A 22,659-nucleotide genomic window follows, 5' to 3' on the forward strand; every position below is an offset into this window, starting at 1 on the left:
AAACACGGTGTCTGAGCGGGAAAATCTCGTGTCACACACCGGCCGCGGCGCGCCGTCGGGCCCCGCCCCTTGTACTCTTATATACGTGGCCCTACACCTGTACGACTCCAAATCCCAAGACCTGCGCGAATTTACCCCGATTATTCCGGGCCAGGTAGGACTCTACGTTTGTGGACCCACCGTGCAGTCCTCCCCGCATATCGGGCACCTGCGCTCGGCCCTGGTTTACGATCAGCTGCGTCGCTGGTTTGAATACTCGGGCTACCGGGTCACCCTGGTACGCAACGTCACGGACATCGATGACAAGGTGCTGCTCAACGCCACCGAGGATGAGCCCTGGTGGGCGCTGGCCTACCGGATGGAGCTGGAATTCACCGAGGGTTACCGCGCCCTTGGTGTCCTGCCGCCCACCTACGAGCCGCGGGCGACCGCGAGCATCCAGCAGATGCAGCAGATCATCACCAGCCTGATCGAGCGCGGTCACGCCTACCCGGCCGCCGATGGCTCGGGGGATGTGTACTTCGACGTGCGCAGTTGGTCGCGCTATGGCGAGCTGACCCGCCAGAGCATCGACGCGATGGAGGACGCCACCGACGCGGATCCGCGAGGCAAGAACGATCCCCGCGACTTTGCCCTGTGGAAGGGACGCAAGGACGGCGAGCCCTCCTCGGCCGTCTGGGACAGCCCGTGGGGTGCCGGACGTCCCGGCTGGCACATCGAGTGCTCGGCGATGTCCAGCCGCTACCTCGGCGAGAACTTTGACATTCATGGCGGAGGCCTGGACCTGCGCTTCCCGCACCACGAGAACGAGCTGGCTCAGTCCAGCGCCGCCGGTCACGGCTTCGCGAACTACTGGGTCCACAACGGCCTGGTGAACGTGGGCGGGCAGAAGATGTCCAAGTCGCTGGGCAACTCGCTGTTCGCCGCCGACCTGCTCGCCCAGGCGCGCCCGCTCGTGCTGCGCTACTTCCTGGGACAGGCACACTACCGTTCCACCATTGATTTCCACGACGGAGCCCTGGCCGAGGCCGAGGCCGCCCTGGATCGGATCGAAAGCTTCCTCGAGCGCGTCGATCGTCGCCTGGCCGATACCCGATTCGCCGGCACCCAGACCGAGGAGCTTCCCGCCGAGTTCATCGCCGCCATGGACGATGACCTGGCGATCCCGCAGGCCCTCGCGGTCCTGCACGACACCATTCGCGGCGGCAACGCGGCGATTGACGGCGACGATCTTGCGGCCGCGGCCGCCGCCTTTGGACAGGTCATTGCGATGACCAACGTCCTGGGCATCAACCCACTTTCGGCAACCTGGCAGCAGGCCGGCGACCAGGCGGCCCAGGCCGTGCTCGCGCCGCTTGTGGACCGGCTGCTGGGGCATCGCGAACAGGCCCGGACCAGCCGGGACTTCGCCACCGCAGACCAAATTCGTGATGACCTCCAGGCTGCGGGTATCACGATTGACGACACCCCCACCGGGGCACATTGGAGTATTGATGGCTAACAACAACGGGCGTCCCGGCGCCATTCGTAAGGGTAAGAAGGGTCCCGCAAAGGGCACCGGCGGACTCGGACGCAAGTCCCTCGAGGGCAAGGGCCCGACCCCCAAGGCCGAGGACCGGACCTACCACGTCGCCGGCAAGCGCAAGATTGCTCGCGAGCGTCTGGAGGCCGCCCGCGGTGGTCGCGGACCCGCGCAGTCGCGCGGCGGCGACCAGCCTGCTCAGGCCCCGCAGCAGCGCCGTGTGAAGCAGCGCACCGCGGATGAGTCGGAGATCGTCACCGGTCGTAACGCGGTGCTTGAGGCGCTGCGGGCCAAGATCCCGGCAACCACCCTCTACATCGCCTCGCGGATCGAGTACGACGAGCGGGTCAAGGAGATCGTGACCATCGCGACCGGTCGCGGCATCCCGATCCTCGAGGTCATGCGCCCCGAGCTTGACCGCATGGTGAGCTTCGACTCGGTGCACCAGGGCCTGGCCCTCAAGGTGCCGCCGTACCGCTACGAGCACCCCGAGGACCTGCTGCAGAAGACCATCTCGCGCGCCCAGGTGCCGCTGATCGTCGCGCTGGACGGAATCACCGACCCGCGTAACCTCGGTGCGATCCTGCGTTCGACCGCCGCGTTTGGCGGTCACGGCGTGATCGTTCCGCAGCGTCGCTCGGTGGGCATGACCGCCTCGGCTTGGCGGACCTCCGCCGGTGCCGCCGCGCGTACCCCCGTGGCCATGGCCGCGAACCTCACCCAGACCATCAAGGCCTATAAGGCCGCCGGCGTCTTCGTGATCGGTCTCGACGGTGGCGGCGACACCATGCTGCCGGGCCTGGAGCTGGCCGACCGTCCGCTGCTGATTGTTGTCGGAAGCGAGGGCAAGGGCCTGTCGCGTCTGGTGACCGAGGCCTGCGACGCGATCGTCTCGATCCCGATCTCGTCCGCGACCGAGTCGCTCAACGCCGGAATCGCCGCCTCGGTGACCCTGTACGAGATCTCGCGCCTGCGCGCCGAGGGCAAGGCCGCCAAGTAGCGTTCACCCTCGAATAACAAGAATCCCGCCCGGGCAACCGGGCGGGATTCTTGTACGTGGGGGCGTCGTGGCGCTGGCTACACCAGGTCGCGCCAGTCCGCGGTGGGCTCGCCATCATCGTCCACGGCGTCGAGCGGCAGGTCGAGGGCCTCGGTGGGCGGGGCGATGACGGTGGCCTCGTCGCGGCGGTGACGCAGCACATCGTTGATATAGGAGCTCAGCGCCTCGGCCAGCGGCACATCGGCGTCGCGGGCCTCGGACAGGCGATAGCGGTGCTCCAGGAGCTGGTGGAAGACCTCCGCGGGCTCGAGCTTGCCCTTGAGCTCGCGCGGGATGGCCTTCACGACGGGCTCGAAGACGCGGATCAGCCACTCGTGGGCCACCACCTCCTCGTCCATGTCCTGCTTACCGTTGGCGGCAATGTAGGAGTCGAGGTCGTTCAGCAGCCGGCGGGCCTGGTTCTCGCCGGTGTCCAGACCGGTGAGGCGCAGCAGACGGCGCTGGTGGTGCCCGGCGTCCACAACCTTGGGTTGGATACGCACGGTGGTGCCGCCCTCGGCGGTCTTGATCGCCAGCTCCTCGATGTCGAAGCCCAGATCATTCAGACGCTCGACCCGCGAGCGGATCCGCCAGCGCTCATGCGAGGAGAAGGACTCGGAGCCGGTCAGCTCGGTCCACAGCTGGCGGTAGGCGGCGACGATGCCGTTGGAGAGCTCCACCGGATCGAGGTCCTCGTCGGCGCGGCCGCCGGCGGCGAGGTCCATCAGCTCACCGGCGATGTTCACGCGGGCGATCTCCAGGTCGTTCTCGCGCTGGCCGCGCGACAGTCCGCCCGGGTAGAGCTTGCCGGTCTCGGCGTCCACCAGGTAGGCGGCAAATGCGCCCGCATCGCGTCGGAAGAGGGTGTTGGAGAGCGACACGTCGCCCCAGAAGAAGCCCACGATGTGTAGGCGCACCAGCAGGACGGCGAGGGCGTCCACCAGACGGGTGGCGGTGTCCGGGCGCAGCTGCTGTGAGAACAGCGCGCGATAGGGCAGTGAGAAGCGCAGATGACGGGTGACGAGGACCGAGGGCAGCTCATCGCCGTTCTCGGTGCCGCGACCGGTGATCACCGCGAGCGGATCCACACACGGGATATCCAGGCGCTGCAGGGTACGCAGCATGTCGTACTCGCCGCGCGCCATCTCGGCGGTGGTCTCCTTGACGGCCACCACGTAGCCGGAAAGGTTGGCGAAGCGCACCAGGTGGCGCGAAATACCCTTGGGCAGCGAGGCGATGCTCTCGCTCGGCCAGTCCGCCAGGGGGAGTTCCCAGGGCAGATCCAGCAGCGCCGGATCCGCGGTGGCCGAGGTGATGTTTAGCGAGCCGCTCATGGGTTCCCTCTCTTTCCGGTTACCCGGGATAACACTTCGGCCCACACCGAGGGTGTGGGCCGAAGCTAAACAAACTCTCTTTCGAGCGTACCGGAGGTCACGAGACTACCGGCCGAACATCCGCTCGAAATGGTGACCTAAATTACAGGGTCACCGGCTTCGAGAGGCGCAGGCCCGACTCGACGTCGAACACGTGCAGGTGGTTCGGCAGAACCTCCAGGCGCACGGTCTCGCCGGCGTAGGGGTGGATGCGACCGTCGACGCGGGCCACCAGGTCGGTGCGGACACCGTTGATGTCGGCGTGACCGTAGAGGTAACCGTCGGCTCCGAGCTCCTCGACCAGGTCCACGGTCACGGCCAGGCCGGCGTTGGGGTCCTCGGTCACGCGGATGTCCTCGGGGCGCACACCGATGGTGGCGGTCGATGCGGTGGTCTCGGCGATGGTCTCGCGCTCAACCGGCACAACCGACTGACCGAACTGCACGCCACCGTCGGCCAGGCCAACCTGCAGCAGGTTCATGGCGGGGGAGCCGATGAAGCCGGCCACGAAGACGTTCTCGGGACGCTCGTACAGGTCGCGCGGGGTGCCGACCTGCTGGAGCAGACCGTCCTTCAGCACGGCGATGCGGTCACCCATGGTGAGCGCCTCGGTCTGGTCGTGGGTCACGTAGACGGTGGTGACGCCCAGGCGGCGCTGCAGCGACGCGATCTGGGTACGGGTCTGGACGCGCAGCTTGGCGTCCAGGTTCGACAGCGGCTCATCCATCAGGAACACCTGGGGCTGACGCACGATCGCGCGACCCATGGCCACACGCTGACGCTGACCACCCGAGAGGGCCTTGGGCTTACGGGTCAGGTAGTCCTCGAGGTCCAGCAGCTTGGCAGCCTCGAGTACGCGGGCGGCACGCTCGTCCTTGCTGACACCGGCGATCTTCAGGGCGAAGCCCATGTTCTCTGCCACGGTCATGTGCGGGTACAGCGCGTAGTTCTGGAAGACCATGGCGATGTCGCGGTCCTTCGGCGGGATGTCGGTCACATCGCGGTCGCCAATGAGGATGCGTCCGTCGTTGACCTCTTCGAGGCCGGCGAGCATACGCAGGGAGGTGGACTTACCACAACCGGACGGGCCAACCAGAACGAGGAATTCGCCATCTGCGACCTCAAGGTTGAGCTTGTCAACGGCGGCGCGGGTGCCTCCGGGGTACATACGAGTTGCGTTATCAAAAGTGACCGAAGCCATTTTCTCTTCTCCTTCACCGGCAGGTACGTGCCGGACGATCCGTTGTGATGGAACCCCGTTCTTAACAGCTCGGGGTGTGACGCCAGTGTCACGTTTTTTAGTATGGCACGCCCGGGCGTGGTTTCGGAACGTCTGCGCCCGGATTGGGAAAACGTCCCCTCAACGGGGACGCGTTTGGGCTATTTTCAGATGCGCTGGGTAAACTCGGAGTTCGCGTGTCGTCTAATTCCGATGTAGACACGCATTGAGCGAGGACGAATGACTAACGACGCAGACCCGAAGTCGCCCCGGAGCCGATCGGTCCGACAGGCCGCGCGTGAGCGTGCCACCGAACTGCGCAGCGCCCAGCGCCGCAAGGATATTCTGGGCCGCGTGCTCCTGATTGGTGCCGGCGTGATCGTGGTGGGTGCCATCGTGGTGGGTGTCGTGATGTCGCTGCGCACCACCGAGCCCTCGGCCACCACCACCCCCGCGAACATGATCAGCGGCGGCATCGTGGTGGGTGCCGGCCTCAAGGCGGTCCGCACGGATTCTCAGCCGATCGCGGATCCCGCCAAGCCCACCGAGATCAACCCGGCGGTGCCCAACATTCGTATCTACGCCGACTACATCGCCTCGGATATGGGTGAGTTCCAGAAGGCCAACGCCGAGATGCTGGAAACCCTGGTCAAGGACGGCGCGATCACCGTCGAGTATCACCCGATCGCCCCGCTGGCCAGTAAGTCGGCCGGTAGCCAGTACTCGGTCCGGGCAGCCAACGCCGCCGCCTGCGTCGCAAACTTCGCCCCCGATCAGTTCTTCGCCTTCAACGCGGCGATGTACAAGGACCAGCCCACCGAGGGCACCACCGGTCGCAGCGATGACGATCTGGTGAAGCTGGCCAAGGATGCCAAGGCGTCCGATGCAAGCTCGATCGAGGAGTGCATCACCAAGCAGACCTATAAGGGCTGGGTGAGCAGCGTGACCGACACCGCGATGAACCAGCCGGTGCCGAACTCGAAGCTGGACAAGGTTGTAACCATGCCCACGATCCTGGTGAACGAGAAGCTGTACACCGGCGAGCTGACCAGCTCCAAGGAGTTCCGCGCGTTTGTGCTGTCGATTGCCAGCGAGACCCAGAACAAGGCGAGTGTGTCGCCCACCCCGTCCACCGATCCGACCGACGGCGCAACACCCGCCGGATAGGTTCGCTCCCGGTGCGTGAAGTTGCACCGCGCCCGACCGGGTGCCCTAGAATAATGGGGTGCCCGATCGGCACCCGCCGTTTTAGCTCAGTTGGCAGAGCGCCGCACTTGTAATGCGAAGGTCGCGAGTTCGATTCTCGCAAACGGCTCCATCACCCCCGGTCCTCGTGCCCATCGGCACGATGTGGCCGGGGGTTTGTGTTGGAACGCGCTATCGTCTGAGCCGTGGCGGTTTGCGACGTAACGGCTTATCAGAAAGAAACAGCCGGTGATACCAGCGTCTTCGGCGAACCGGCCAGAGCTCCGAGGCGAGGTCGATGATCCACTCGGGCGAGGCGATGCCCTGTGCCTGTTCGGCGCGAAACCGAATGTTCGCCGCGTAGACAAGCTCATTATGGGTCGGCGGAAGCCCCAGGGGGAGTCGGCTGTAGTCGTTTGTCATGGATTCCTCCTCTGCTTTTCAATGTTCCTCGGGTTCGTGCATGTGGGTAAAGCTGGTGTCCGACTTCTGTCCGCTTGGAAAACGCGTGTGTTCCGCGGTGGCATCCTGCGAAATAATCGCCGAGGCCGCGAGAAGTAACCTGGTGCCGTCGATTCCACCCAGGCGTGAGCTCGCCATCTCGGTGAGGATACCCAGTGCGGTTTCCCGTTCGGCGCTCTCCTCGGCACCAAAGTAGTGGGTGAGTCCCCACTCGACGCGCTGCCACCAGATATCCTCGCGCTGTTTCTTGCGTGCGGTGGAGATGGTGATCATCGCGGCGATACTGGCGACCACGCCCGCAAAGCCGGTGGTGCCGGCCCACCGTGCGAGTCCATGCCAGAAATCGAGCGGATACGATGCGCTGGCGCTGGAAACCACACTGGCACCGAGAGCAGCGCCGATGGCGGCGGTGGCCATGGCGGTGATGTTCAGGGTGTGGATGGGCATGTTTGAACACTACGCACAGCGAGCGTCCTGATGTCCGGACCCGCTTGATCTGTGGATAGTCGGGTATTTCCTTCGCGCTGTGGAGGAGTGCCGAAGCGGTTGATCGCATCATCGCGCACCGAGACCCAAGAAAATTTCGATTGGGCTATGGACACGGGACCTAAATGGGGTATGTTGATGACGTGAACATACCTCCGAAAGGTCGGGGGCACCCGGAACCACGTAGGGGAATCGTGATTCCGGCACCGCCAATGAGGGCGGTGATTGGTGCGCCCGGGGGAAGGAAGCTCACACCCGCATCACGTTTCGTCATTGACCTGCAAAGGAGCAACGCCCATGAAAAAACGTTCCCTCTCCCTCCTCGCCGCCACGGCCATCGTGGCCCTGCTTGCCGGATGCTCCGGTGGGGCAAGCGCCGAAGAGGATAAGGGTCTCGGCACCGCCGATAAGCCCGTGACCATCAAGTTTTGGCACCCCACGCAGTACGCGCCGCAGATCGTTGAGGCCTTCGAAAAGTCTCATCCGAACATCAAGGTCAAGCTGACCGTGGTTCCCTCCAACCAGCCCGATATCGCCGCCAAGCTGATCGCCGCCGTTCAGGCCGGAGACGCCCCCGATGTGATCAAGGCCGAGTATCAGATGCTGCCCTACCTGGTCTCCCAGGGCGCCGTGGCGCCGCTGGAAAACCTGAAGATCGATGAGGGCGACTACCGCGAATCCGTGCGCGGCCTGGTCCACTTCGGCGACAAGGACTACGGCGCACCCGAGGACTTCACCCCGATGATGTTCTTCTACCGAGCCGACCTGTTTGATCAGCTAGGCCTGACCGTTCCGACCACGTGGGACGAGTATGAGGCGCTCGCCCGCAAGGTCAAGGAGGTCGCTCCGGACAAGGTGCTCGGAAACTACAACTACGACTCCAACGACCTGGCCGGCTGGTCGGCTCAGGCCGGTGCCGACTGGTGGAAGGCCGACGGCGAGAAGTGGACCGTGGGCATCGACGACCCGGCCACCCTCAAGGCCGCGAACTTCCGCTCCAAGCTCATCAAGGAGGGCCTGATCTCCACCGAGACCGGCCCCGGCGTCAACAACATGCTCGCCGACGGGACGATCCTCTCCTGGAACGCCGGTGCCTGGGCGCCCGGCACCATCATGAACGCCAACCCGCAGCTGGATGGGAAGTGGCGTGCGGCGCCGATGCCGGTGTGGGATAAGGGCGATACCGAGACCGCGGTGTCCGGTGGATCGGCGATCATCCTGGTCAAGAACACCAAGGTGCGTCAGGCCGCCGAAACCTTCATCGAGTGGTTTACCGACTCCGAGGAGGGTATCCTCACCCGCTGGAAGTACTCCAACAACCTCTCCGGCAGCGACCGCCTGGACAACTCCAAGGAGATCCTGGAGATGCGCCCGAGCCCGATCGATCCGGCCCAGGACTACCTCAAGCTGGTCGCCAGCCAGAAGGCCAAGACGTTCTCCAACTGGGGTCCCAACGCCCTGCTGATGCAGAGCACGTGGAAGGACATCGCCCCCAAGGCGATCGCCGGGGAGCTCTCGATGGATGACGCGATCAAGAAGCTTCAGTCCACCGTGGTGGACGATATGAAGCGCACGGGCTTCACGGTGACGGACTAGCTTCATGGCCCAGTCCGTTCTCGAACAGGCTGGCCCCGCTCGGGTGCGACGTGCAGTCGCACCCGGCCGGGGGTCGGCCGGGCCCGGTCGCCCGCGCACGGGTCGCCACCGTCTTGCCCCGTACCTGTTTATCGCACCGGGGATCACCCTCTTCACCCTGTTCCTGCTGATCCCGATCGGCTATTCGGTCTACCTCAGCTTCTTCTCCAATAAGGTCTCCTCGGGCATCATCGGGGCCTCCGAACGGGCCTCGGTATTTGTTGGATTTGAAAACTTCGCGGCGATCCTCGAGGGCTCGGTGTTCTGGTCGGGCCTGGCCCGCGCCGGATACTACGGCCTGCTGGTGATCCCGATCACCCTCGGCCTGGCGCTGGTCTTCGCCCTGGCGCTGGACGTGGGCGTCTCCAAGCTACGCACGGTCTCCAAGACGATCATCTTCATCCCCTATGCGGTCCCCGGCGTGATCGCCACGCTCATGTGGGGCTACATGTACCACGAGCGCACCAGCCCGTTCGGCGACATCTTCACCTTCTTCGGTTTCCCGACCCCGGACTTCCTCGGGGACTCGCTGGTCTTCTACTCGATCGTAAACATCGCCGTCTGGGGTGGCATCGGCTTCAACATGATCATCCTGCACACCGCGCTCAGCGGCATCCCGCGGGAGATCTACGAGGCGGCCCGGATCGATGGGGCCAGCGAGCTGCGCATCGCGATCCAGGTCAAGCTGCCGCTCGTGGTGCCCTCGATGATCTTCACCCTGCTGTTTGGTGTGATCGGCGCGGTTCAGGTGTACGCCGAACCGCAGACCATGAAAACCATGTCCCCCTCGATCACCTCCGGCTGGGTGCCGCTGATGGAGATCCAGCGCCTGGCCTTTGAGCAGGGCGAAACGAACATGGCCGCGGCCGGGGCGATCATCATCGCGCTGATCGCATTTGGACTCTCGCTGCTGGTCTTCCGGCTGGCCGGTAAGAAGGGATCGGGCGACTGATGACCACGATCGATAAGACCCCGGTTCCCGTCGCCGCCGCGCTGCCGGCGAGCGAGCGACCGCCGCAACAGATCAAGCGCGAACGCGCTCGGGCCAAGCGTAAGGCGCTCGGCGCGATCCCCTCGGCGATCCTGATCATCGGCTCGCTGTACTGCTTCATTCCGCTGTTCTGGCTGGTGAGTGCCTCGACCAAGGGGCGCGATACCCTCTTCACCACGAACACGTTTATCCCCGATGGGATCGACGGGTTCTTCCGCAACGTCGCCCAGCTGGGCAACTATCAGGACGGCGCGTTCTGGACGTGGATGGGCAACTCTGTCATCTACGCCGGCGGAGGCGCTGCCCTCTCGGTGCTGGTCTCGGCGGCGTTCGGCTACGGCCTGGCGATGTACGAGTTCCGCGGCAAGCAGGTCGCCTTCGGCCTGGTGCTCACCGGCATGCTGCTGCCCGGGGTGGTGGTGGCGATCCCGCAGTACCTGCTGATGGCCCAGCTTGAGCTCACCAACACGTACTTCGCGATCCTGTTCCCGGTTATGGTCAGCCCGTTTGGGATGTGGCTGTGCCGCGTGTTTGCCGCCTCCTCGGTGCCGCGGGAGCTGCTGGATGCCGGCCGTGTGGACGGGGCCAGCGAGTTTCGAATCTTCTCGGCGATTGGGCTGCGTTTGATGGCGCCCGGCCTGCTCACCGTGTTCCTGTTGCAGTTCGTGGGAATCTGGAATAACTTCCTGCTGCCGTTCATCATGCTGAGCGACAACACCAAGTACCCCCTCTCCCTCGGCCTCTACAGCATGATGCGCGGGAGTGATACCGAGGAGGCCATCATCCCGACCCTGGTGATTTCCGGATCACTCGTGGCCACCATTCCGCTGATCATCATCTTTATCTGGCTGCAGAAGTACATGCGTATCAACTTCGGCGGCGGACTGAAAGGCTAATCATGACAACCGAACCCACCAAGCGGGTTACCTTCCCGCAGGCCCGCGGCCTGGCCCTTGGCGCAACCTCGCTGATCCATCATGCCGATCCGCAGGCCAACAGCGACGACCTGGTGGATGCCGCCTGGGATGCGGGAATCCGCTACTTCGACACCGCCCCGATGTACGGCGGCGGGGCTTCGGAGAAACTGTTTGGGCCCTCGCTGACCCGGTATCCCCGCGAGGAGTATGTGCTCTCCTCGAAGGTGGGCCGCCTGGTGCGTGACGGCGAGCCGGTCCTCGACCACGAGGATGCGCTGTGGCGCTACGACTTCTCGGCCGACGGGATTCGCCGCTCGGTGGACGCCTCGCTCGCCCGGCTGGGCGTGGACCGGCTGGACATCGCCTACATCCACGATCCCGACCGTTTCTACGACCAGGCATCCACCGAGTCCTATGCGGCACTCCAGGAGCTGCGCTCCGAGGGGGCGATCGGCGCCATCGGCGTCGGCATCACCCAGGCACCGATGCTCGCCCGGTTCCTGCGCGAAATCGAGCTGGACGCCGCGCTGCTCGCCGGCCGGTTCTCGCTGGTGGACTCCGAGGCGCTGGATGAGGTGATCCCGCTGGTGCGGGAGCAGGGCGTGACCCTGAGCATCGCCTCGACCCTGCACGCGGGCCTGGTGGATGGCAAGGACTCCGGTCACTTCCACTATCAGCCCACCCCGCCCGCGATCGTCGAGCGGGTCGCCGCGATTCACGCACTGAGCGCACGCTACGGCGTGCCCATCGGTGCGGTGGCCATTCAGTATGTGCTGGGCTATCCCGAGGTTGACATGATCCTCACCGGGGTCGCCGACCGCGGCCAGCTGAACCAGAACCTGTCCTGGGCGAGCTGGGAGATCCCCGCCGAGCTGTGGGCGGAGCTGGATGCGTCCGGCCTGGTTTCGGCCCCGATCCCCACCACCCTGCTGCACCCCTAACCCCACCCGAGAGAGGGAAACATCATGGCAAAAATCACCATTCTGACCGGCTCCGGTCAGTACCAGGACCGCTGGCACGACTTCACCGCGACAGGCTTCCGCGTCGCGCAGGTTCTGCAGGAGGCCGGCCACGCGGTGGTGCTGCGTGCGCTCAAGCCGCAGGGCATCCTCGAGGAACTGGCGGACACCGACCTGTTGGTGGTCAACGCGGGCTTTGGCGAGTACACCGAGGTCTCCGACGGCCCGCGCGAGGAGTGGGATGCGGCGTTTGCTGCGCTGCGTGCCTACCGCGCCCGCAAGGCACCGATCCTCGCGCTGCACGCCGCTTCGAACAGCCTGGATGGGCTCGATGAGTGGCACCAGTGGATCGGCGGCGAGTGGGTGCGGGGAACCTCGATGCACCCGCCGATCGGCGTCTCGCACGTGCAGGTCTCGGACCCGGATCATCCGATCACCGCGGGCTTTGCTGACTTCCACCCCTATGACGAGATGTACAGCTATCTGGAGGCGTACCCGGGCAGCCGTGTTCTGCTGACCCACGACTATGCCGATCTGACCCACGCACTGGTCTGGACCACCGAGCAGGACGGTGCCCGCACCGTCTATGACGCCCTGGGCCACGGCGTGCAGGCGTTCGACACCCCGGAACGGCACGAGCTGCTGCGCCGCGAGGTGGATTGGCTGCTGGCAGAGTGACCTCACAAAACGAGGCGATTGATTCCCTGGAATCGGTTGAAACGGGGGCGCTGCCGCAGGTAGCGCCCCCGCGCATGACCGGGGAGGTTCAACGCGGGAAGCTCGCGCTGATGTCGGTGACCCACGTGGTCAACGACTTCTACGCGGGGGCGGTGCCGGCGCTGATCCCGTTTATGGTGATGGAGCGTAACTACACCTACGCCGCGGCCAGCGCGATCATGCTCGCCGCCAACCTGCTGGGCAGCGTGCTTCAGCCCGCGTTTGGGCTACTGGTGGATCGCTGGCGCATTCCCTGGCTCGCGGTGGTGGGCTTCCTCATCGCCGGGGTCGGCGTCGGTATCTCGGGGCTCACCCAGGACCTGCTGCTGACCTGCCTCGCGGTCGCCGGCACCGGGCTCGGAGTCGCCGCCTACCACCCCTCGGCCACGCGTCAGGCGAAGGCGGCCTCGGGACCGCGCACCAGCGGGCTCGCGGTCTTCTCGGTGGGCGGAAACATCGGTATGGCGCTGGCGCCGCTCGCGGTATCGTTGGTGATCGGAAACCTGGGTCTCGCGGCCACCCCGCTGCTCGCGCTTCCCGCCGTGGCCCTGGCGCTGCTGATGGCGATCTGGCGCGGCATCGAACGGGCAAAGCGTGCGCGCTCGGGTGTTGCCGCTCCGGCTCCGACGAAGCCCGCTCGGCACGGCAAGGATGACTGGCGAGCATTCGGCTGGTTCTCGGCGATGGTGATCCTGTCCTCGGCGGGATCGGCTGGAATTCAGGCATTCCTCGCACTGTTCCTGATCAGTGAGTTCGGGGTCAGCACCGAGTTCGGGGCCGGAAGCCTGACCCTGTTCACCGGGATGGGGGTGCTGGGGACCCTGGCCGGCGGCTGGCTTGCCGACCGGATCGGCCATATCCTCACCCTGCGCCTGGGCTACCTGATCGGCCCGTTGGCGCTCGGGGTCATGCTGCTGGCGCCGGGCACGGTGGTCGCGCTGATCGCGATTTCGGTCCTCGGGTTTGCCGCCTTCATCCCGTTCTCGGTGCAGGTTGCGCTGGGCATGAAGTACCTGCCGAATCGGATCGGAACCTCGAGCGGGCTCACCCTGGGCCTCGGGGCCACGGTGGGTGGGCTGTTCGCGCCGGTCTACGGCATCCTCGCGGATGGGCACGGCCTGCGGTTTGCGCTCACCGTCGGGCTGGGGGTCAAGGTGCTCGCGCTGGCGATGACCTTCCTGCTCAAAAAACCCGACGAGTCCTAGCGCACACCGCGGCCGCGCCGTCATGTTCCTCCGGGGGAATATGACGGCGCGGCCGACGTGGCGTCGCTAGGCTGCCGGGGCGTCGAGCCAGCTGAGCGGGTTGAGCCAGCTGCGCAGGTCGAGCCAGCTGAGTCGGCCGAGCGGGTCGAGACAGTTGAGTCTGCCGAGCCAGTCCAGCCGGCCGGACGATCCGACTATTCCGAACGCATCGCGGTGTCCGCGCCCGCCGGCTGCCCGCCAATCACACCGAGCGGATCGGCCAGCAGCCGACGGAAGCCCAGGTCGGCCGCGCCGAGCAGGAGCAGGTCGGGCCCGAGGGCCGGGGTTCCCAGCTCGACCTGCTGGCGCATGGTGTCGAAGCTGGAGATTACGCAGTAGCCGGCCAGGGTGTCGGCATCGTAGGCCAGCAGGTGGCTGAAGAATCCGTCAAACAGGATCAGCTCGGGATCGTAGGCGATCACGGCCGCGCGCAGGGCCGCGCCGGTGCGGGCCAGATAGCTCTCTAGGCGCTCGTGCGGGGACTGCGGCGGCTCGGGAAGCACCGGATCATCATCGTGCGGGGGAGCGTAGACGGTGCGCGGGGAGCGGTCCTCGACGGCCTCGGGCGGGAGCTCGGGCAGCGCGCCGATCTCCCCGAGGGCGCTCAGGATGTCGTACTGGGTGACCTCCACCTGGAAGCAGCCGCGGGCACCACACCAGCAGCGCCCGCCGCCGGGCCGCACGGTCGCGTGGGCGAAGGAGGCGGCGATGCCGGTGTTGCCGGTCAGGAGGTGTCCCCCCACGAGCACCGCGGTGCCGATTCCGCCGGGGCCGCCGTAGAAGTAGACAACGTTTTTGCGATCCAGCCCGGCACCCCAGATGCTCTCGGCCAGCACCCCCAGGTGGCCGTCATAGCGGGTTTCCGCGGGGATTCCCGTGGCCTCGGTGAGATAGCGGGCGAACGGCTCGGCATCCCATCCCAGCGAGGACGCACTCACATACTCGTGATTCGCACCGGTCACAAACCCCGGGGTAGCCACGCCGATCCCCACCAGCACAACCCCGGCGGGAAGCTCCGCCCGGGCCTCGGCGATCGTGGTGGCCACGATATCGGCGGTGTCCCGTGCCGATACATTGCGGGGGAGCGGGACCGCCCGACGCCAGACAATCTTCGCCCCGAGGGTCGCCAGTGCCACGGTGATCCCGTTGGCATCGCGCATCACCGCGACGCTCAGCACGTCGGGGCGCGGCTGCACCATCGGCGAGGGGCGACCCGAGCGATTACTGGCCTGCGGCTCGCTCTCAAAACACAGCCCCAGGGTCTCCAACTCGGCGACCAGGCCCTTGATCGAGGACCGGCTCAGCCCGGATGCCCGGGTAATCTCGGTGCGCGAAAGCTGCCTGCGACGATGGATGATCTCCAGGACCGCGGCGAGGTTGTGACGACGCATGCCGTCGGCGTTGGCGGCGGGGCGTGTGGATGTCATCTCGGGTTCCCTTCTCGGGTTGATCCCATCGTGCCAGAACGCCCGGGGGTTCGGGCGGCGACTGTCCGTACGGCGGCGGGAACGGTGCTGATCGGCAGAAAAACCGGGCGACGACTGTCCGCGGGGCCGCGGAACCTGCGGAATCCCAGGCACGGAGACGGCCCGAACGGGCACGGAGTCTTGTGGGCGCGGAAGCGTCGTGGGCGAGGAGTAAGCTGGCACGCGGCGTGCGACCCCTTGCGTGCGCCGAGTTGGAAGGCTTCACCATGTCACAGCGGACCGCCCGCATTCTCCCGCGCTGGATTGCGCTCATTCTTGCCGTCGTGATCGGATCGGCCATGTCGATCCAGGCTCGCATTAACGGACACCTCGGTGAGGCGCTGCACGACGGCCTGGCGGCGGCCGCGGTCTCGTTCGGGTCGGGCCTGGTAGTCCTCTCGCTGATCATGATTTTCTCCCGTCCGGGGCGTCGCGGAGTCGCCGCGATCTTCCGCGGAATTGCCGGGAAAACGGTACCCTGGTGGATCTTGCTGGCGGGCTTCTGCGGCGCTTTCCTGGTCTTTAGCCAGAGCCAGGTGGGGGCCATCGTGGGCATCGCGATGTTCAGCGTCGCCGTGGTTGCCGGGCAGACCGTGTCCGGGCTCATCCTCGACGGCATCGGGTTTGGCCCGCTCGGGCGGGTCCGACCGAGCGTTAATCGACTGCTGGGTGCCGCGCTTGTGCTGGCCGCCGCCGGCTGGTCGGTGACCGGCAAGATCTCCGTGGACATTCCCGTGTGGGCACTGATCCTGCCATTTATAGCCGGACTCCTGCTCGGCTGGCAGCAGGCCGTCAACGGGCGCGTGCGTGCGGCCGCCAACAGCGTGCTGTCGGCCACGTTCCTCAACTTCCTGTTTGGCACGTTCGCGCTGCTCTGCGCGGTGTTTATCAGCGGCGGCCCGCACTTCACCGAATTCGCCTGGCCGAGCGATCCATCCCTCTATGTGGGCGGGCTGATCGGGTGTGTGTGCATCGGACTCTCGGCATGGATCGTCGCCTCCACCGGCGTGCTGCTGATGGGGATGGGTATGATCGCCGGTCAGCTGATTACCGCGGTAATCCTCGACCTGATGGACTTCGGCGCCGATCAGATGTCCCTGGCCACCGTCGGCGGCGCGCTGCTGGCGCTGGTCGCGGCGATCATTGCCGGGCTTCCGCGCTGGGGCCGTCACCGTCATGCGGCCCCCGCGGCCGCACACACCGGCGCCGAATAGGCCGCCGGCACAGCAAAATGCCCGTGCCCCTGATTATCGGGAGCACGGGCATTCGTGCGTTAGGACGTCGGCAGGCCGGTGATGAACCGGGCCCCGTCGATGGTGCGGGGCCGCTCGGGTTTGTCCCGGGGCAGGACCCCACCCACATACAGCCAGCCCAGCAGCTTCTCGTGCGGGGCGAGTCCGTGCATGCGGTGCACGGGCTCGGTGCGGGTCAGCTCACCGGTGCGCCAGAGCACACCCCAGCCGGCCTCGTCCAGGAGCAGGCTCAGGACGTGCGCGACACCCGAGGCCACGGCCTCCTGCTCCCAGTCGGGAACCTTATGCGACTTCTTCGGGGCAAACACGATCGCGATCAGCAGTTCGGCACGCAGCGGCTTGGTTGAGGGCGAGCGTTTGCCCTCCGCCTCGGCCAGCGCCTCACCCAGCCGGTGGCGGTCGGTTCCGCGCAGCTCGATCAGACGCCACGGCTCCAGACCGCTGTGATCGGCCACCCGACCCGCGGCCGAAACCAGCCGCACCAGCTCGTCGTGATTCGGGGTTTCCGGCGAAACCTTTGATCGTGATCGCCGCGTCAGCGCGGCCTGGTATGCCCCTGCGCTCACGCTACTCGGATTCCGCGGTGAAGTTCAGGGCGATCGAGTTCATGCAGTAGCGATCGCCGGTGGGGGTGCCGAAGCCGTCGTCAAAGACGTGTCCCAGGTGCGAGTCGCAGGTGGCGCAGCGCACCTCGGTGCGGACCATGCCCAGCGAGTTGTCCTCGATCAGCTTGACCGCCTCGGGACGCACGGACTCGTAGAAGCTCGGCCATCCACAGCCCGAGTCAAACTTCGTTCCGCTCTTAAACAGCTCGGCACCACAGGCGGCACAGGTGTAGAGGCCGGAGCGCTCCTCGTCCAGCAGCTCGCCGGTCCAGGGACGCTCGGTCGCGGCCTCGCGCAGCACCTGATACTGCTCGGGGCTCAGTTCTTCACGCCACTCGGCGTCGCTCTTGTTCACGGGGGTGTTCATACCGTCTCCTTCGGGTGGTGATCCACTCCTAATCTAACGCGCCACACCCGTGTTTGTTCCCCTTATTGGGGTAAGTCTCACCGGTTGGGTGGGGGTTCTCTCAGCCGGTCCCCATCTAGCGTCGGGGATTCGGGTTAGGATTACCCCACGGACCTCTTGAGGTGAGCGCTACTGGTGGGGAGATGACTATGAGTTCCGATTCCACGGCACCTACGCCGGAACCCGTGCGCGCCGGTGCGCTCAGCGATCGCGAACGGGCGATCCTCGAGTTTGAAAACCGCTGGTGGCAGCACCCGGGTTTGAAGGAGGAGGCCATTCGTGCCGAACTCTCACTTTCCCCCGCCCGGTACTATCAGATCCTCTCGGGTCTGATTGATCGTCCAGCCGCCCTCATCTTCGATCCGATGCTGATCAAACGTCTGCAGCGACTGCGCCAGGCCCGCCAGGCCGCCCGCGAGCGCCGCGCCACCGGACAGCACTAACCCCTCTCGATCGTTTTCCCGCCGTACCGGGTATCTGCCCGGCTGCTCGACCCGCCATGAGGAACCACCCAGATGCGCGAACGCCACCCCCACGACCGTTTTGACAACGCCCGCACGCACTCCAAGCGTGTGGGTGCTCACCGTGCCGCCGGAGCGCTGCCTCGTCGTCACTGGGGTTGGCTGGTCGCGGTCCTGGCCGTGGTGGTGTTGGTGCTCGGCGGGATCGTGTATATCGCGGTGCAGAACGGCAAGATCGACTTCACCGCGCCGACCTCGAGTTCAACCGCGCAGCCCAGCGAGGAACCCAGCGACGGTGCCTCCGATAACCCGGACGACGGTGGGACCGATGAGAACGGTGGCGACACCGGCGAGAGCCAGGCGCCGCCGAGCGAAACCCCGACCACCGGTGCGGTCGATAAGACCGCCTCGATCTACGTGCTGAATGGAACCACGACCACGGGTCTGTCCGCCGGTGCCTCGACGCGACTGAACCAGGCGGGCTGGACCCAGCAGATCAACGTGGGCAATGCCAAGAGCAAGTCGATTCGTCAGAGCGTGGTGTACTACCACGATGACGCCGGTGAGTCGGCGGCTCGTGGGGTTGCCGCGGCCCTGGGCATCCAGACCGTCACCAAGTCTCAGGAGTACGCCAAGAACAACGCCGGCGGACCGGCCCCGGCCAACCAGGTTGTGGCCGTGCTGGGCACCGACTATTCGGCCAGTCGCTAGCGTAAACCGGTGCCGGAGCGTGGATCCACGCTCCGGAAAACGGGTGCGATAGGATCCCCGGTATGAGGATTCTGGTTACCGGCGGTGCGGGATACATCGGTGCGCACGTGGTGGAGCTGTTGCAGGCCCGGGGCGATGAGGTTGTCGCCGTGGATGACCTGATTACCGGCATTCCCGAGCGTATTCCCGGCGTGGTTATTCACGAACTCGACCTCGCGGACACCCATTCGGTGCCGCGGCTGAGCGAGATCCTCACCACCGCCCGGATCGAAGCCGTGGTGCACTTCGCCGCCCGCAAGCAGGTCCTGGAGTCGGTCCAACGGCCCGCCTGGTACTTTCAACAAAACATCGGCGGCCTGGCCAACCTGATCCTGGCAATGGAGTCGGCCGGCGTGCGCAACCTGGTGTTCTCCTCCTCCGCCTCGGTGTATGGCAACGCGGTGGGGGCACAGATTGCCGAGGATGCCCCCACGGTTCCGGTGAACCCATACGGAATGTCCAAGCTGCAGGGGGAGTACCTGGTCGCGGCGGCGGGAACTGCCTGGGGGCTTCGCGGGGTGAGCCTGCGCTATTTCAACGTGGCCGGTGCGGGGTCTGACCGACTGGGTGATCGCGCCGTGCTCAACCTGGTACCGATGATCTTCGAGCGACTGGACCAGGGCGAATCGCCGCTGGTCTTTGGCGCTGACTATGACACCCCGGATGGTTCCTGCGTGCGCGACTACGTCCACGTCAGCGATCTGGCGGATGCCCACCTGGCCGCCCTGGATACGCTGGACTCCCGCCCCGCCGGGTGGCACGAGGTCTTCAACGTGGGCACGGGACTGGGCACCAGCGTGCTGGAGATGGTGGAGACCGTGCGCCGGGTCAGCGGGGTCGATCTGCCCCCGGAGATTCGCGAGCGTCGCGCGGGTGATCCGGCGTCGGTGGTGGCCTCGGTGGCAAAGATCGAGCGGGAACTCGGGTGGAGCGCGCGTCGCGGCACCGAGGAGATTATTCGTTCGGCCTGGGAGGCGCACCGCTCCAATAACGAGCGATAGTTCTGCGCGGCTCGGGGTGATTATGGCCCGGGCACGTTATGGTTATCGGCATGTCCAGACTCGCAGCATCGCGTTTGACCTCGCCCGCGGCCACTCCCACGCGGGTGGCGCGTATACTGATCGCCTGTCTGATGGGGGTCTCGCTCCTGTCCGCGTGTGCAGAGCGACCCGAACCGGTGACCTCGGCCACTCCGACGGCCACCGAAGACGCCCCGGGGGCCGTCGCCCCGCTCACGGGTGCGTCGGCATCCCTGGAGATCCTGGGGCGCCCCTCGCTCGCCGCCAAGATCGGTAACGACGTCGAGGCGCGTCCCCAGCGCGGGCTGGAGCGCGCCGACCTGGTGTTTGAGGAGCTGGTCGAGGGCGGACTGACCCGCTATGTTGCGGTCTGGCAGTCTCAGATTCCCGAGGAGCTGGGGCCGCTGCGCTCGATTCGTCCGATGGACCCGGACATCATTTCCCCCTTCGGTGGCATCGTGGCCTACTCGGGTGGACAGCAGATCTTCGTGGACCAGATGGAAAACACCCCGGTCAAGAACTTCATCCACGGTCAGCCGAATGCCGACCCGTTTATGTACCGCAGCAAGGACAAGCCCGCCCCGCACAATGTGATCCTGCGGGCCGAAAAGCTGATTGACGATCAGAAGGGACTGACCGCACCGCCCACGCAGTTTGAGCATGCCGAAACGGCCGAGGGTGCCTCGGCGCTCCAGGGCGGAACCCCGGTGGCGACAATCCTTGCGACCTTCTCCGCTTCCCGGCAGCAGTCTTGGGCCTGGGATGCCGCTCAGGGGGTTTTCCTACGTTCGCAGCAGGGTAAGCCCGACCTGGATACCGACGGCAAGACCCGGTCGGCCACCAACGTGATTGTGCTTCGGGTGAACATCGACAACCAGTATCCGGGGGTGCCCAAGACCGTGCTGATCGGTTCGGGGACCGGGCACGTGTCCACGGGCGGGCAGATGATTCCGGTGACCTGGTCAAAGACCGAGGCGACCGCGCCGATCACGCTCACCACCGAGGCGGGGGAACCGATTCTGCTGGCACCGGGCAACGCCTGGGTCGAACTTGTGCCGCTGATCTCGGGTGCCGAGGTGCGCTTCGAATAGGGACCCCGTGGGCTCCCTGTTCATCCGCCGTCATCTGCCTGGTTCGGCTTGCACTCATAGGTGGAGAGTGCCAGAATCGAGTTAGCACTCACATTCATCGAGTGCTAACCCCGTTTTCGACGTCCGGGAGGGACGAAAAACCACATGGCAAAGATCATTGCTTTTGACGAAGAGGCCCGCCGCGGTCTTGAGCGTGGACTGAACACGCTCGCCGACGCCGTCAAGGTCACCCTTGGCCCGCGCGGTCGGAACGTAGTACTTGAGAAGAAGTGGGGCGCCCCCACGATCACCAACGATGGTGTGTCCATCGCCAAGGAGATCGAGCTCGACGACCCGTACGAGAAGATCGGTGCGGAGCTCGTCAAGGAGGTCGCCAAGAAGACCGATGACGTCGCCGGTGACGGAACCACCACCTCGGTGGTTCTCGCCCAGGCTCTGGTCCGCGAGGGCCTGCGTAACGTTGCCGCCGGTGCCGACCCGATCAGCCTGAAGAAGGGCATCGAGAAGGCCGTGGCCGCCGTTATCGCCGAGCTGACCGAGGCTTCCAAGGAGATCGAGACCAAGGACCAGATCGCCGCCACCGCGTCGATCTCGGCCGCCGACACCGGCATTGGTGAGATCATCGCCGAGGCCATCGACAAGGTTGGTAAGGAGGGTGTGGTCACCGTTGAGGAGTCCAGCACCTTCGGTACCGAGCTCGAGCTGACCGAGGGAATGCGCTTCGATAAGGGTTACCTGTCGGCCTACTTCGTCACCGACCCCGACCGCCAGGAGACCGTCTTCGAGGATGCCTACATCCTGATCGCAGACTCCAAGATCTCCTCGGTCAAGGACCTGTCCCCGGTTGCCGACCTGGTCATGCAGACCGGCAAGCCCCTCGTCATCATCGCCGAGGACGTGGACGGCGAAGCGCTGACCACCCTGGTGGTCAACAAGATCCGTGGCATCTTCAAGTCCGCCGCCGTCAAGGCTCCGGGCTTCGGTGAGCGCCGCAAGGCTCAGCTCAAGGACATCGCCGTACTGGCCGGTGGAGAGGTTATCTCCGCCGAGCTCGGCCTGACCTTCGAGCAGCTGAAGCTGACCGACCTGGGCCGCGCCCGCAAGGTTGTTATCACCAAGGACGAGACCACCATCGTTGAGGGTGCCGGCTACGCCGACGCCATCGCCGGTCGCGTGGCTCAGATCCGTCGCGAGATCGAGGGCACCGACTCGGACTACGACCGCGAGAAGCTGCAGGAGCGCCTGGCCAAGCTGGCCGGCGGTGTTGCGGTCATCAAGGCCGGAGCCGCAACCGAGGTTGAGCTCAAGGAGCGCAAGCACCGCATCGAGGACGCCGTGCGTAACGCCAAGGCTGCCGTCGAAGAGGGCATCATCGCCGGTGGTGGCGTTGCCCTGATCCAGGCCGGCAAGCTGGCCTTCGAGAAGCTGGAGCTCGTCGGCGACGAGGCAACCGGTGCAAACATCGTTCGCGTGGCCATCGAGGCACCGCTGAAGCAGATCGCACTGAACGCCGGCCAGGAGCCCGGTGTTGTGGCCGCCAAGGTCCGCGACCTGCCCGTCGGCCACGGCTTCAACGCCGCGTCCGGTGAGTACGGTGACATGATCGCCCAGGGCATCATCGACCCGGCCAAGGTCACCCGTTCGGCCCTGCAGAACGCCGCATCGATCGCCGGTCTGTTCCTGACCACCGAGGTCGTCGTGGCAGACAAGCCCGAGAAGGCTGCTCCGGTAGCCGGTGGCGACGGTGGCGGTATGGACTTCTAAGTCCAACCCTCGTTTCACACGGGACGGGCGCTCTCCTTCGGGAGGGCGCCCGTTTTGTTGTATGAAATGGCCGCGCGATGCGGTGTGGTCACCTT

Annotated in this window: 22 protein-coding genes and 1 tRNA gene; 16 read left to right on the forward strand and 7 right to left on the reverse strand. The window is 65.8% G+C overall.

Annotated features, from left to right (window positions below; genetic code table 11):
- Nucleotides 1-85 precede the first annotated feature (85 nt).
- Nucleotides 86-1,501, forward strand: a complete 1,416-nt coding sequence (gene cysS, locus C7C57_RS03255; protein WP_121687358.1) for a cysteine--tRNA ligase — start codon at nt 86-88, stop codon at nt 1,499-1,501.
- Nucleotides 1,494-2,522, forward strand: coding sequence for a 23S rRNA (guanosine(2251)-2'-O)-methyltransferase RlmB (rlmB, locus tag C7C57_RS03260; RefSeq protein ID WP_030148219.1), 1,029 nt, complete (start codon nt 1,494-1,496; stop codon nt 2,520-2,522). The genes cysS and rlmB overlap by 8 nt, the downstream gene beginning before the upstream one ends.
- 77 nt (nt 2,523-2,599) lie before the next feature.
- Here rlmB and C7C57_RS03265 read toward each other — a convergent pair whose 3' ends face one another.
- Nucleotides 2,600-3,895: a DUF4032 domain-containing protein gene (locus C7C57_RS03265; RefSeq protein WP_030148220.1), complete on the reverse strand. Its 1,296-nt coding sequence runs from the start codon at nt 3,893-3,895 to the stop codon at nt 2,600-2,602.
- Nucleotides 3,896-4,037: 142 nt separating this feature from the next.
- Nucleotides 4,038-5,135, reverse strand: a complete 1,098-nt coding sequence (locus C7C57_RS03270) for an ABC transporter ATP-binding protein (RefSeq protein WP_187977567.1) — start codon at nt 5,133-5,135, stop codon at nt 4,038-4,040.
- A gap of 258 nt (nt 5,136-5,393) precedes the next feature.
- Here C7C57_RS03270 and C7C57_RS03275 point away from each other — a divergent pair, with 258 nt between their 5' ends.
- On the forward strand, nt 5,394-6,320 hold the full coding sequence (locus C7C57_RS03275; RefSeq protein WP_187977568.1) for a thioredoxin domain-containing protein: 927 nt from the start codon (nt 5,394-5,396) through the stop codon (nt 6,318-6,320).
- A 75-nt stretch (nt 6,321-6,395) separates the two neighbouring features.
- Nucleotides 6,396-6,471: transfer RNA gene (locus C7C57_RS03280), tRNA-Thr, on the forward strand.
- Nucleotides 6,472-6,530: 59 nt separating this feature from the next.
- Here C7C57_RS03280 and C7C57_RS03285 read toward each other — a convergent pair.
- Nucleotides 6,531-6,761, reverse strand: a complete 231-nt coding sequence (locus C7C57_RS03285) for a hypothetical protein (RefSeq protein WP_187977569.1) — start codon at nt 6,759-6,761, stop codon at nt 6,531-6,533.
- 18 nt (nt 6,762-6,779) lie between these two features.
- A complete protein-coding gene (locus tag C7C57_RS03290; protein WP_187977570.1) occupies nt 6,780-7,247 on the reverse strand; it encodes a hypothetical protein in 468 nt (155 codons plus the stop codon).
- 336 nt (nt 7,248-7,583) lie between these two features.
- Here C7C57_RS03290 and C7C57_RS03295 point away from each other — a divergent pair, with 336 nt between their 5' ends.
- From C7C57_RS03295 to C7C57_RS03320, 6 genes are read left to right on the forward strand one after another with little or no spacing between them, the layout of a single operon-like run.
- Entirely contained in the window at nt 7,584-8,882 is a 1,299-nt protein-coding gene (locus tag C7C57_RS03295; RefSeq protein ID WP_187977571.1) for an ABC transporter substrate-binding protein, read from the forward strand.
- Nucleotides 8,883-8,886: 4 nt separating this feature from the next.
- The gene (locus C7C57_RS03300) at nt 8,887-9,873 is read left to right on the forward strand and encodes a carbohydrate ABC transporter permease (RefSeq protein WP_187977572.1); all 987 of its coding nucleotides are present in this window, start codon (nt 8,887-8,889) and stop codon (nt 9,871-9,873) included.
- The gene (locus C7C57_RS03305; protein ID WP_187977573.1) at nt 9,873-10,808 is read left to right on the forward strand and encodes a carbohydrate ABC transporter permease; all 936 of its coding nucleotides are present in this window, start codon (nt 9,873-9,875) and stop codon (nt 10,806-10,808) included. Before C7C57_RS03300 ends, C7C57_RS03305 begins: the two co-directional genes overlap by 1 nt.
- A 2-nt stretch (nt 10,809-10,810) precedes the next feature.
- Nucleotides 10,811-11,770, forward strand: coding sequence for an aldo/keto reductase (locus tag C7C57_RS03310; RefSeq protein ID WP_187977574.1), 960 nt, complete (start codon nt 10,811-10,813; stop codon nt 11,768-11,770).
- Nucleotides 11,771-11,794: 24 nt separating this feature from the next.
- Nucleotides 11,795-12,466, forward strand: a complete 672-nt coding sequence (locus tag C7C57_RS03315) for a ThuA domain-containing protein (protein WP_187977575.1) — start codon at nt 11,795-11,797, stop codon at nt 12,464-12,466.
- Entirely contained in the window at nt 12,463-13,710 is a 1,248-nt protein-coding gene (locus C7C57_RS03320; RefSeq protein WP_223144783.1) for an MFS transporter, read from the forward strand. The genes C7C57_RS03315 and C7C57_RS03320 overlap by 4 nt, the downstream gene beginning before the upstream one ends.
- A gap of 194 nt (nt 13,711-13,904) precedes the next feature.
- On the opposite strand, the gene C7C57_RS03325 is transcribed toward C7C57_RS03320, so the two are convergent.
- Nucleotides 13,905-15,176 carry an ROK family transcriptional regulator gene (locus C7C57_RS03325; protein WP_187977576.1) on the reverse strand — a complete coding sequence of 424 codons (1,272 nt, stop codon included), beginning with the start codon at nt 15,174-15,176 and terminating at the stop codon, nt 13,905-13,907.
- Between the two features lie 266 nt (nt 15,177-15,442).
- Between C7C57_RS03325 and C7C57_RS03330 the strand changes: the two genes are divergently transcribed.
- Nucleotides 15,443-16,429: a DMT family transporter gene (locus C7C57_RS03330; protein ID WP_187977577.1), complete on the forward strand. Its 987-nt coding sequence runs from the start codon at nt 15,443-15,445 to the stop codon at nt 16,427-16,429.
- A gap of 59 nt (nt 16,430-16,488) precedes the next feature.
- Here the strand turns inward: C7C57_RS03330 and C7C57_RS03335 are convergent, their stop codons facing one another.
- Nucleotides 16,489-17,034 carry a nitroreductase family protein gene (locus C7C57_RS03335; RefSeq protein WP_187977578.1) on the reverse strand — a complete coding sequence of 182 codons (546 nt, stop codon included), beginning with the start codon at nt 17,032-17,034 and terminating at the stop codon, nt 16,489-16,491.
- Nucleotide 17,035: 1 nt separating this feature from the next.
- Entirely contained in the window at nt 17,036-17,440 is a 405-nt protein-coding gene (msrB, locus tag C7C57_RS03340) for a peptide-methionine (R)-S-oxide reductase MsrB (protein ID WP_030148233.1), read from the reverse strand.
- Between the two features lie 188 nt (nt 17,441-17,628).
- On the opposite strand from msrB, the gene C7C57_RS03345 reads away from it, so the two are divergent.
- From C7C57_RS03345 to groL, 5 genes are all read left to right on the forward strand, one after another.
- The gene (locus C7C57_RS03345) at nt 17,629-17,922 is read left to right on the forward strand and encodes a DUF3263 domain-containing protein (RefSeq protein ID WP_030148234.1); all 294 of its coding nucleotides are present in this window, start codon (nt 17,629-17,631) and stop codon (nt 17,920-17,922) included.
- A gap of 72 nt (nt 17,923-17,994) precedes the next feature.
- Nucleotides 17,995-18,651 carry a LytR C-terminal domain-containing protein gene (locus C7C57_RS03350; RefSeq protein ID WP_187977579.1) on the forward strand — a complete coding sequence of 219 codons (657 nt, stop codon included), beginning with the start codon at nt 17,995-17,997 and terminating at the stop codon, nt 18,649-18,651.
- A 62-nt stretch (nt 18,652-18,713) separates the two neighbouring features.
- A complete protein-coding gene (galE, locus tag C7C57_RS03355) occupies nt 18,714-19,691 on the forward strand; it encodes a UDP-glucose 4-epimerase GalE (RefSeq protein ID WP_187977580.1) in 978 nt (325 codons plus the stop codon).
- A gap of 50 nt (nt 19,692-19,741) precedes the next feature.
- Entirely contained in the window at nt 19,742-20,800 is a 1,059-nt protein-coding gene (locus C7C57_RS03360; protein ID WP_187977581.1) for a DUF3048 domain-containing protein, read from the forward strand.
- 144 nt (nt 20,801-20,944) lie between these two features.
- The gene (groL, locus tag C7C57_RS03365; protein ID WP_187977582.1) at nt 20,945-22,564 is read left to right on the forward strand and encodes a chaperonin GroEL; all 1,620 of its coding nucleotides are present in this window, start codon (nt 20,945-20,947) and stop codon (nt 22,562-22,564) included.
- The last annotated feature ends 95 nt before the right edge of the window (nt 22,565-22,659 follow it).

The sequence above is a fragment of the Mycetocola sp. JXN-3 genome, from assembly GCF_014522285.1.
GTDB classification, from domain to species: Bacteria; Actinomycetota; Actinomycetes; order Actinomycetales; family Microbacteriaceae; genus Mycetocola; species Mycetocola saprophilus.